An 11,011-nucleotide genomic window follows, 5' to 3' on the forward strand; every position below is an offset into this window, starting at 1 on the left:
CTATAGTCGCGCCAGAATATCGAATGCGCCGCCGATGCCGGTTTTGGGGATGACCTCGAAACCGGCATCGGCAAGCGCGAGAGCCGTTTCGCGGTCGCGGCTTCCGTGTCCCGTCAGGACATGGATGCCGCCCGCGAGGCCGGCGGCTTTGCCCGCTTCCAGATCACTTGCCGAATCGCCGACAATCCAGGAACGGTCGAGGTCCAGATTGAGTGTCCGGGCCGCGGCCCGCAGCATGCCGGGCCGGGGTTTGCGCCAGTCGTGGTTCGCGACATCGAGTGGCGGCCGGCCTGCTTCGTGATAGGCGCAGGCCAGGACCATGTCGAACCGCCCACCGGCTTTGGCCAGACGGCGGCAAATTTCATTCTGGACGGCGGCGAATTGTGCCCAGTCGTAACAACCGCGCCCGACGCCGGACTGGTTGGTAGCCAGCACGACGGGGATGCCCGCCTGGTTGCAGGCGCCCATGACTTTGGCGGCTTCAGGAAGAATTTCGATATCGTCGATACGGTGCAGGTAATTGACCTCCTCGACGATCACGCCATCCCGGTCCAGGAATAGCGCCGGTAACGGTTCGTCCGGTCGCGCGCTATCCGTCAGGACCTGCCGCCACAGACCCGGGTCAGTCGATACCGGTTCCAGATCCGGCGAGGTCACAACGAATCGCCGGTTTGCATTCGGGCGATATCCGGATTCTTGCGCAGGGGTTCGGTTCGCGTTGCCGTGAACTTGTCCGGCCACACGTCCCGCAACAGCCCGGTCAGCGTCATGTCGGAATTGTCTTTGGATATTGCCGGCGTCGTTCCCGGATATGACAGGTTCTCCAGCGGCCATTGCAGCGATCCGGCGCGCTGGACCAGATCATGGGGGCCGCCATATGCACCGGCATGATAAGCGCTCTCGTCGAGCCCGCCGGCCATGATGGCCGCCTGGCGTCGCAGCAGTACCGTGTGGATCGAGCGACTGTCCGCAGGGCCGGCATGCCGGTTGACGAAGACGGTTTGGCAATTGCCAGCGGCACCGATCTGGCCGAGCCAGTCGTGCAACGCCGTTTCCGGCAGGTCGGCATCGCCGTTGAAAAAAATGACATGCCGTCCGCGCGCCTGCGCGAGCGCGGTATTGAAGCCGACGTTGCGATTGTAGAGATATTCGCTCTGGCCGAAGACCAGCACGGTATCGGCGCCGGCGATCATATGCGGCGTGCTCCGGTCGAATACGTCGCAGCAGATGATCTCGAATGCCGTGCGATCCAGCGTCTGCCGGGCGAGACCTGCCATCAATCCGGCGTAGCGCGACCCGTTGGTATCCGCGAGCAGGATCGAAAGCTGCGGATGACCCGGCGTGTCCGGCGATTTGCGGATTTCATACCCGGTATTGCGGGCAAGCGCGAGGCGCTGCGCGCGGAAATAACGGCCGTACCGAATCGCGAGATAAGCCTCGTCGATGAGCGTGCGCCGTTCCATGCGATCGACCAGCCGATGCAGCGAAGCCTCGGCGGGAATATCCAGGCTGTGCTCTGCTTTCAGCGACTGCAGAAGAGACCATGCCTCGGGCGTGAACAGGATTTCGCGGACGACGTCGGTCAGGATCGGAATCGCGGCTTTGGCGGAGTCCGCATCGCCGCGCCGATCCAGTTCCTTCGCCTGCCACAGGCGGTAGGCTGGAAAATCCCGGTCCAGCGCCACGGCCCTGTCGAAATGTCCCTGCTCCCCCGACATCCGGCCGTAATAGTAATGCAGGCTGGCGCGGATCAGCGCCTTGAGTTCGTTCTGCCGGTTGGTCCTGTCCCGCAGGGACTCGGTGGTAATTTGCAGATAGGTCCGGTAATTGAAGAAATCCGGGCAGTAATCCCATGTCAGAATATCGTCGAGCGGGTTCAGCGCCAGTGCGCCCGGTGGGACGTTCAGGGTACCCTTGAGAATGCCGAGCGCCTGTTCGATATCGGAATTGCTGCCGAAATGAAATGCCGCACGGATAAAATTGAATCGTAGCGCGAGGGATAACGGAAACCGCTCGAAAGCCTTCCGGTAAATTTCCAGCGCCATCGTCACCAATGGCCGGGCGTCGCCCCCGCCCTGCATCAGGGAGCGAAATTCATATTCCAGCAGCAGTTCGCGGGCCGGGAGTGTCAGCGATGCTAGCGTATGTTCGCTCAGGGGCTTCGCCTGCCATTCCTGAAGTCGCCGGTCCCGCATCGCCCGGTATGTGGTTTCGCCATTGGCCTGCAGGAATCCCTTGAATGAGACGGACCTTGATTGAACGGTCCGTTCCGGCAGAGGAATACGGGGTGGGCGCGGTCGGGCGGCAAGGAAGACGGCCATTCGAAGATACTGGCGTGATGCACGCATGGGATCGAACTCGCGGCGAACGATTTCGGCGCCCCGGCGGGCGCCTTCCGCATATCGCTCGTAGTCGGCCATGACCGCGCCGATTGCTTTTTGCAAACCGTCATTCGCGAGCGAAAAGGGCACGACACCGTCCTGGTCGCCGGTAAACAGCCGAAGGCAGGATTCTACGGGCACGAGCAGGACAGTTCCCATCGCCAGCGCCTCGAAACCCCGGGTTGGCGTGGCGCCAGGATGCCGGGTCAGGGCGACAGTCAGTTTGCTGCGCGCCAGGACCTGATAATAGACATCAGCCGGGAAGAAACCGTTATAAAAAAACGGCCGGATATCTTCGGACGACAGGATCTGCCGCAACATGTCGGCCTTGTCGGGATAAAAGCTGTTGTACAGCGAGCCCGTGATGACGAGATCGAGATCCTTTTCGCGCACTATGGGGGCGGGCAGGTCCAGCGGCAGCGAATAGGGCTTCGAGAAAGTTGTTACCGGAACGTCGACCAGTCCGCGCAGATCCGCATATTCCGTCGAATCCGTCACGACGATTTCATCGAACGCCCGCAGCCACGGATACAGCGTCTGGATGTGAATATCGTAGTCCGCCGTCTGGCCGATGAGCGGGCAGGGCAGTTCCTGGATATTCGGCGGAACGACATGCCATTCGATCATTTCCGACAGATACAGGTCGGGGGGACTGGCGGCGTCATAATAGTCATGTATATCGGCGTCCGGACGATTGGGCAGGTCACCCGGCGCGAAGCTGATATTACGGATGTCGAATTTCGGGTCCTGTTCGCCGGCCCGCAGGACATTGTGCGGACCGGTTGTCGACCGGTACCACGACAGTTGCGAGAGGATCGAGATACGCGGCTTGCGGATCAGCCTTAACAGATTGTCTGCGTGGGCGTTGTCCAGCGGCGCCAGCACGCGAATCGCCGCCGATTCGTCGCCGTCGATCCAGCGAATGACGCCCTCGTAGAAGCGGGCGTCGGGTGAATCGAAGCCGGGCAGCCGCGCCAGGGCGGGGAGGGTGTCCCCGCACATCCCCCGCGCCGCATGGGTTCGCCAGTCGCTGTCCGCGCCCTGCACCGCCACGCGATGATAATCGCCCTGCTCGAAATATCCGGCTATCGCGGATTGCGGCGTCATCGACCGGTTGTCTCCACGATGCCCCATGCGTCCGAAACAGGCGATCCATGGCGAATCGTTCGCTGACCGGCGCCGGATCGCCCCTTGCGAAAAGCCCATTCAGCAGGGTCGGCGTATTTTCCAGACGCGTCGGTCACAGGTTTTCGGCCATCGGGTTGCTATCGGTCTGGCGGGCGATCATTGCGGCTTCCGTCAAACGAATTCCTGCCCTGCCGGTAAAAAGCCATTAAACGAACGGGTTAATGAACTCCCGACGAAATCTGTAGCGAAAAGGGACAATCATTTGCCTTTGCTGAATATTGTGAATTACAGATATTGTGTACCGGGCGCTGATACGGTTGCATTCATTCAACTTTACTAACTTGCAGCCTCGTTTACCTTGTATTCACTATAGTCGTGGCACGATTCCGGGCATCAGGCCAAGAGCGAAGGATGGTGCAGGCATTTCGTAAAACCGAAAGGCGATTCGGCATTGTGGCGGATTTGAGCTTGCGGTGCGGCTACGCGCCGAAGGTCTGGAAATCCAGTAACCCGGTAAGGAAGCGGGAACGGTTTCGGCGCAAGGGCGCCGTCAACCAGACACCCGAAACAGAATGGCGATATTTTCCAACACAGCATCCAATATTGCGAACCGGCTGTATCGCGGCGTGCGCCTGATCCGTCGGGTCGAAGAAGAATTGGCGCGGATCTATCCCAGCGACCGGATCAAAAGTCCGGTCCATTTATCCATAGGCCAGGAATCCGTCGCGGTCGGTGTCTGCGACGCCCTGTTGCCGGAGGATTTTGTATCGGCAACCTATCGCAGTCACGCGGCCTATATCGCCCGGGGCGGTAATCTGCGGGCCATGTTCGCGGAACTGTTCGGCAAGGCGGCGGGGAATGCCGGCGGCAAGGCCGGGTCCATGCATCTGATCGATATGGCGCATCATGTGCTCGGGGCTTCGGCCGTGGTCGGAACCACAATCCCCGTGGCTCTGGGCTACGCCCTGGCGATCCGGCGTCGCGGCGAAGCCCGTGTCGTCGTCGCCTTCTTTGGCGATGGCGCGACGGAAGAAGGCGTATTTCACGAATGCCTGAATTTTGCGGCGCTGAAACGCCTGCCGGTCCTCTTCGTGTGTGAAAATAACCAGTTCGCCATCCACCAGCCGCTTGAAAAGCGCTGGGCGACGGACCGGTTGTGCGAGCGTGTCGAAACCTACGGCATTCCCGCGGCGCGGATTGCCGACGGCAACACCGACACCATCCGGGCCAAGACGCAGGAAGTAATCGGGCGGATGCGGACCGGGGCGGGGCCGGCATTCATGGAATGCCTGACCTATCGCTGGCGGGAGCATGTGGGACCGGGCGAGGACTATGACGCGGGCTATCGGGACCGGGTTGCGCTGGAGGCATGGCAGGCGCGCGACGAGATGGTGCGTCTCGGCGAACAGTTGAACGAGGCCGTCCGGGCGCGGGTCGATGCCGAAATAGAAACGCGAATCGCCGATGCGGTGGACTTCGCCGAAAGCAGCCCGTTTCCGGCCAGCGAGGAACTGTACACCAATGTCTACGCAGACTGACCCGGGTCGGGTACTCACCTATGTGGATGCCCTGCGCGAAGCGCAGGCGCAGGAGATGGCGCGCGACGACAATGTCTTCGTGTTCGGCCTCGATGTCGATGACCATCGGGCCATTCAGGGTTCGACCCGCGGTCTTCTTGAAGCGTTCGGACCGGACCGGGTATTTACCACGCCCCTGTCCGAGGACGCGATGACGGGCGTCGCCATCGGTGCGGCGATGGCCGGAATGCGGCCGATCCATGTTCATATCCGGATGGATTTCCTGATGCTCTGCATGAACCAGCTGGTCAACATGGCGGCGAAAAGCCACTACATGTATGGCGGCCAGGTATCCGTGCCGATGGTGGTGCGCTGCATGATCGGCAAGTCCTGGGGCCAGGGGGCCCAGCACAGCCAGGGCCTGTATTCGATGCTGATGCATGTGCCGGGGCTGAAGGTCGTGGCGCCATCGAATGCCTATGACGTCAAGGGCTGCCTGGCGACCGCGGTACGCGACAACAATCCGGTGATCTTCGTAGAGCACCGACTGCTGTATTCCACCGAAGCGTGTGTACCGGAAGAAAGTTATACGGTTCCATTTGGACAGGCCCGGACCGTGCGCCAGGGCGATGCGGTGACCATCGTGGGCGTATCGAACATGCTGGTGGAATGCCTGAGGGCGGCGGAACTGCTGGTCGAGGCGGGGATCGAGGCGGAGGTTATCGATCCCGTCTCACTCGTGCCGCTGGATATCGAAACGATCACGGCATCCGCCGGGCGGACCGGACGCTTGCTGGTGGTGGACAATGCCTGGACGAATTGCGGTGCGAGCGCGGAAATCGTGGCCGGCGTGGTGGAACGCGCGAGCCGGCCGGTCATGGCCCGGCGGATGGGCTATGCACCGGTAACCTGTCCGACCACACCGGTCCTGGAGGAGGCGTTCTACCCGAACCCGGTAACCATTGCGATGAAGGCGAATGAAATGGTGCGTCCCGACATGGCGGCATGGCAACCCGATCCGGAGCATGCCAGGCTGGCCCATCAGACGCAGTTTCGGGGGCCGTTCTAGACCGTGTTTTACGAACTGGCGGTATCCAACTGGGGCGACGAGGAACGGGCCGCAATCGCCGCCTGTGTCGCGGCCGACCGCTTTACGATGGGTCCGAAAGTCGCGGAATTCGAGCAATCCTTCGCCGATTATCTGGGATGCCGGCACGGCGTGATGGTCAATTCCGGTTCGTCGGCCAATCTCGTGGCGGTGGCGAGCCTGTTCTTCAGGAAAGACCGGCCCCTGCGGGCGGGCGACGAGGTGATCGTGCCGGCGCTGTCCTGGAGCACGAGTTACCATCCGTTGCAGCAATACGGGCTGAGACTGAAATTCGTCGATATCGAACTCGATACGCTGAACGCCGACTGCACGCAGCTCGACGCGGCGCTGAGCGACCGGACCCGCATGATCATGGCGGTCAGCATTCTGGGTAATCCGGCGGCGCTGGACGTGATGCGCGATTTCGCCGATGCGAACGGCCTGTATTTCCTTGAGGATAATTGCGAGTCGCTGGATGCGGAACTGAATGGCCGCAAGGCCGGCAGTTTTGGCGACATGGGAACGCACAGCTTTTTCTTCTCGCACCATATCGCCACGATGGAAGGCGGCATGGTTGTCACGGATGACACGGAACTGTGCCACCTGATGCGCAGCCTGCGCGCCCATGGCTGGACCCGCGACGTGCCTGCCGGAAGCGAAATATACCAGGCCCGCGACGATGACTTCTTCGAAGCCTACCGGTTTATCCTGCCGGGGTATAATCTGCGGCCGATGGAAATGTCCGGCGCGATCGGCATTGAGCAATTGCGCAAACTGCCGGCCATGACGGCGGCGCGGCGCAGGAACCTCAAACTGTTCCAGGACCTGTTCGGCGGCGACGAACGCTTTGTCATCCAGCGCGAGAACGGCAGGAGCTCCAGTTTCTGCTTTCCCATCATCCTCAAACCGGAACGCAATTTCGACCGCGAAGCGGTGTTTGCCGCGTTGCGGGACGCGGATATCGGCTATCGTATCATCACCGGCGGCTGCTTTCCCCGCCACGATGCGATCCGCCATTTCGAATACGAGATCACCGCCGGCATCGACCGGGCGAACATCGCCCATGATTACGGGTTTTTCGTCGGCAATCATCCTTTCGATCTGACACCGCAGATCGAGCGGGTGCGCGATGTGCTGGACCGGGTTTGCAGATAGGACAGGCCATGAGTGAAAAACCATCCATTCTTGTCACCGGCGGCGCGGGCTATCTCGGTTCCACCCTGGTGCCGATGCTGCTGGCGGAAGGGTACAGGGTATCCGTGCTGGACAGTTTCATGTTTCAGCAGGATTCGCTGAACCATGTCTGCGCCGACCCGAAGCTGGAGATCTATCGTGGCGATACTCGCGATGCGCGGCTCATGGCGCCGCTGCTGGCGAAGCATGACATTGTCATTCCCTTGGCCGCGCTGGTCGGTGCGCCGCTCTGTGCGCGCGACGCGGTGGGCGCGGAGACGATCAACCGGGACGCCATCCGCATGATCGTCGATACGATGTCGCCGGATCAGTGGATGCTGACGCCGATCACCAATAGCGGATACGGGGTCGGGGAGGCCGGGAAATTCTGCACCGAGGAAACGCCGATGCGGCCGATTTCCCTCTATGGCCGGACCAAGGTCGAGGCGGAGGCCGCGGCACTGTCGCGCGAAAACGCGATCAGTTTCCGGCTGGCGACGGTGTTCGGCATGTCGCCCCGGATGCGGCTGGACCTGCTGGTCAATGACTTCGTCTACCGCGCGGTGAACGACCGGACGATCGTACTGTTCGAGGCGCATTTCAAACGCAACTTCATCCATGTGCGCGATGTCGCCCGGGCCTTTCTGCATGGTATTGCGAACTTCGATTCGATGAAGAGCGAGCCCTATAATGTCGGGCTGTCGGATGCGAACCTGTCCAAGGCGGAACTGTGTTCCGTAATCCGCCAGCATCTGCCGAATTTTGTCGCGCTGGAGGCCCCTGTCGGCGAAGACCCGGATAAACGCGACTACATTGTCTCCAACGCGAAGATCGAGGCGACCGGATTCAAGCCGGCCTATTCGCTCGACGAAGGGATACGGGAACTGATCAAGGGCTATGTCATGCTGAATGACAGCCGATACAGCAATGTCTGAAGGACTGTCGAAAATCGATATTGTCGTACTGGCGGGCGGGCTGGGGACGCGTTTGGCCGGGGTGCTGGACGGGACGCCCAAAATCCTGGCGCCGGTGCGCGGGCAGCCGTATATCGTGTTTCTGCTGAGCTGGCTGCGGCGCTTCGGCGCGCGGCGTGTCGTTTTCTGCCTTGGACATCTGGCGGGGCTGGTCGAGGCCTGGCTGGCGGAGCATCCCCAGGCGGGACTGCGTATCGCAACGGTCCGGGAACCTGAACCGGCCGGTACGGCAGGCGCCCTGCGGTATGCGGCGCCCGTGCTGCAGGGCGATCCGGTCATGGTCATGAACGGCGATTCCTTCATCGATGGCGACCTGACGGCGTTCCTGAACGACTTCCAGGCCGAAGAAGCGGCGGCATCGGTCATGTGCGTCGAAATGCCGGACTGTTCGCGTTATGGACGCGTGGTTCTGAACGACAGCGGATGGATCGCCCGTTTCGCGGAGAAGGATCCCGCCGAATCCGGAGCCGGCTTCATCAATGCCGGCGTGTATCTGTTCAGCCGCGCCTTCCTGGCCGATCCGGCGATGCAGGCGGCGTCGTCGCTTGAACGCGACATATTCGCGGCGGCGGCCCCGGGAACGATCCGCGGTTATGCGACGGCGGGGACATTCCACGATATCGGTACGCCGGAGAGCCTTGCCGCCGCCGCGGCCATACTGTCGCCGTATCTGGACGCCGCGCGAGGGAGGGTTACGCCGTGATTATCTGCAGGACGCCGTTCCGGGTTTCGCTTTTTGGCGGGGGCACGGATTTTCCCGCCTGGTACCTGAACCATGGCGGCGCGGTCCTGGGGACGACGATCAACAAATACTGTTACCTGACCGTACGCACCCTGCCGCCGTTCTTCGAGCACAAGCACCGGGTGGTCTATTCGCGCATCGAACTCGCGCAGAAGATATCCGAGATCCAGCACCCCTCGGTGCGCGCGGTCATGAGCGAAATGGCAATCGACGAAGGTCTTGAAATTCACCATGACGGCGACCTGCCGGCGCGCTCCGGGCTCGGTTCCAGTTCATCCTTCACCGTGGGTCTGCTGCACGTTCTCAGCGCCTATCGCGGGCGCATGATATCGGCCAGGGCGCTGGCGCAGGAAGCAATCCGGATCGAGCAGGAAGTCATCGGCGAAGCCGTCGGCTCGCAGGACCAGATCTGGGCGGCTCATGGCGGGCTGAGCCGGATCAGTTTTTCGCAGGACGGCAGCTTCGATGTGCATCCGATCGTGGTCGAACCGGACCGGCGCAAGCTGCTGAACAGTCATATGATGCTGTTTTTCACGGGGTTTTCGCGCATTGCGGCGGAGATCGAGCAGGAAAAAATCGCCAATGTCGATAAGCGGAAAACCCAGTTGCGGGCGCTGGGCGCGATGGTCGACGAAGGCACGCAGATCCTGCAGAACCGTAACGGCGATATCACTGAAATCGGCGAATTGCTGAACGAGGCCTGGCGCCTGAAGAAGGAAATGTCGGACAGGGTCACGACAAAGGCCATCGACGAGATATACGACGCCGCGCTGGAAGCCGGCGCCATCGGCGGCAAGCTGCTGGGCGCGGGCGGCGGCGGTTTCCTGCTGCTGTTCGTGGCCCCGGAAAAACACGTAGCGGTGCGCCGGCGACTCAGCGCCCTCACCCATGTATCCATCGAAATCGGCAGCCCCGGCAGCCGTATCGTGGTGTACGAACCTGAAGAGCAGGAAATATTCCAGGGACCGCCATGAGTGTTCCCGAAGCCGTCCGCGTCGTTCAGCAGGCTCTCGAGAAAGGCAATCTGGGGCGGGCCGACCTGTTGTGCCGCCACATGATGGAAGCGCTTCCCGATTTTGCCTGGTCGCCGCTGCTGCTGGCCGAAACGGCGCGACGGATCGGCGAGGTGGATATCGGCCGTTACTGGCTGTCGCAGGCGGCGCGTATGGCGGCGGAGCGCGCGCCGGGTCCGGAATTCGACCGGGAATTGCGCCGCATTCGGGACGCGATAGAGCAAACGCCAATTCCGCCGCGCCGCACAGGCTGGCTGCTGATCAAATGCTGGGGCTACGGGTTCTGGTCCGACGTGGAGCACGTCCTGGCGTCGCTGCTTCTGGCGGAAATGTCCAACCGCACGCCGATCGTTCACTGGGGCCAGAACAGTTACTACATCGATGCGGGAACGGAGGAGGCTTTCGGCACGCTGTTTGACCCCATCGCGCCCCTGAACCTGGCGGAACTTGCGGCGGAGGAGGGGGATATCTATCCGGCAAAATACCGGCGGGACAATCTCGACGCGGTGGGGCTGAATATCTGGGACGGTTCCTATTCCCGTTTTTCAGGGCTGTATCTGCTGAACCGGCCCGAACGGATTGTCGTATCGGATTTCTTCACCCAGGTTCTTGAACTGCTTCCCTGGCTGCGGGCGGATCACTGGCTGCATGGCGCATCGCCGATGGACGCCATCCGCCTGCTGTATGAAAAATACCTGGTGCCGGCGCGGGACATCCGGGCGCGGGTCGAGGGCTTCATTGCGGAAAACTTTACGCAGCGGCCGGTCCTGGGCGTGCATGTGCGAAACGTGGACAAGGGTTCCGAGGACACCACCGTACACGAAACCAACAGGGGCATTCCGGTGCTGGTGGACCGGTATCTGGCGCAGGTTCCCGGGCTACGGCTGTTCCTGCTGACGGACTCGAATCCGGTCATCGAAGCGTTCACCGCGCGCTATGGCGTAAGCGGTCTGGCTTTTCCTCCCTGAGCCAATGCCGTTCGCCGCCGGGGATGCC

At 61.7% G+C, this 11,011-nt stretch carries 9 protein-coding genes; 7 read left to right on the forward strand and 2 right to left on the reverse strand.

Translation table 11 applies throughout. The features are described from left to right. Complete coding sequence (locus WD767_18845; GenBank protein ID MEX2618150.1) at positions 1-657, reverse strand: HAD-IIIA family hydrolase; 657 nt, start codon at positions 655-657, stop codon at positions 1-3. After that, positions 654-3,488, reverse strand: a complete 2,835-nt coding sequence (locus WD767_18850) for a glycosyltransferase (GenBank protein ID MEX2618151.1) — start codon at positions 3,486-3,488, stop codon at positions 654-656. The genes WD767_18845 and WD767_18850 overlap by 4 nt, the downstream gene beginning before the upstream one ends. A gap of 593 nt (positions 3,489-4,081) precedes the next feature. Here WD767_18850 and WD767_18855 point away from each other — a divergent pair. From WD767_18855 to WD767_18885, 7 genes are read left to right on the forward strand one after another with little or no spacing between them, the layout of a single operon-like run. Beyond that, positions 4,082-5,047, forward strand: a complete 966-nt coding sequence (locus WD767_18855; GenBank protein MEX2618152.1) for a thiamine pyrophosphate-dependent dehydrogenase E1 component subunit alpha — start codon at positions 4,082-4,084, stop codon at positions 5,045-5,047. Then, positions 5,031-6,095 (forward strand): transketolase C-terminal domain-containing protein, encoded by a 1,065-nt coding sequence (locus tag WD767_18860; GenBank protein ID MEX2618153.1) that lies wholly within the window; start codon positions 5,031-5,033, stop codon positions 6,093-6,095. The genes WD767_18855 and WD767_18860 overlap by 17 nt, the downstream gene beginning before the upstream one ends. Before the next feature lie 3 nt (positions 6,096-6,098). Beyond that, positions 6,099-7,268: a DegT/DnrJ/EryC1/StrS family aminotransferase gene (locus WD767_18865; GenBank protein MEX2618154.1), complete on the forward strand. Its 1,170-nt coding sequence runs from the start codon at positions 6,099-6,101 to the stop codon at positions 7,266-7,268. An 8-nt stretch (positions 7,269-7,276) separates the two neighbouring features. Continuing rightward, entirely contained in the window at positions 7,277-8,221 is a 945-nt protein-coding gene (locus WD767_18870; GenBank protein MEX2618155.1) for an NAD(P)-dependent oxidoreductase, read from the forward strand. Then, complete coding sequence (locus tag WD767_18875) at positions 8,214-8,963, forward strand: nucleotidyltransferase family protein (GenBank protein MEX2618156.1); 750 nt, start codon at positions 8,214-8,216, stop codon at positions 8,961-8,963. The genes WD767_18870 and WD767_18875 overlap by 8 nt, the downstream gene beginning before the upstream one ends. After that, positions 8,960-9,976, forward strand: a complete 1,017-nt coding sequence (locus WD767_18880) for a kinase (GenBank protein MEX2618157.1) — start codon at positions 8,960-8,962, stop codon at positions 9,974-9,976. The genes WD767_18875 and WD767_18880 overlap by 4 nt, the downstream gene beginning before the upstream one ends. Next, the gene (locus tag WD767_18885; GenBank protein ID MEX2618158.1) at positions 9,973-10,983 is read left to right on the forward strand and encodes a hypothetical protein; all 1,011 of its coding nucleotides are present in this window, start codon (positions 9,973-9,975) and stop codon (positions 10,981-10,983) included. The genes WD767_18880 and WD767_18885 overlap by 4 nt, the downstream gene beginning before the upstream one ends. Positions 10,984-11,011: the final 28 nt, after the last annotated feature.

This window comes from Alphaproteobacteria bacterium (genome assembly GCA_040905865.1).
In the GTDB taxonomy this organism is placed as follows: domain Bacteria; phylum Pseudomonadota; class Alphaproteobacteria; order UBA8366.

Excerpts from the sequence above, each read along its gene's own strand:
- WD767_18850 (MEX2618151.1), bottom strand. The coding sequence starts at position 3,488 with ATGACGCCGCAATCCGCGATAGCCGGATATTTCGAGCAGGGCGATTAT.
- WD767_18855 (MEX2618152.1), top strand. The coding sequence starts at position 4,082 with ATGGCGATATTTTCCAACACAGCATCCAATATTGCGAACCGGCTGTAT.
- WD767_18860 (MEX2618153.1), top strand. The coding sequence starts at position 5,031 with ATGTCTACGCAGACTGACCCGGGTCGGGTACTCACCTATGTGGATGCC.
- WD767_18870 (MEX2618155.1), top strand. The coding sequence starts at position 7,277 with ATGAGTGAAAAACCATCCATTCTTGTCACCGGCGGCGCGGGCTATCTC.
- WD767_18875 (MEX2618156.1), top strand. The coding sequence starts at position 8,214 with ATGTCTGAAGGACTGTCGAAAATCGATATTGTCGTACTGGCGGGCGGG.
- WD767_18885 (MEX2618158.1), top strand. The coding sequence starts at position 9,973 with ATGAGTGTTCCCGAAGCCGTCCGCGTCGTTCAGCAGGCTCTCGAGAAA.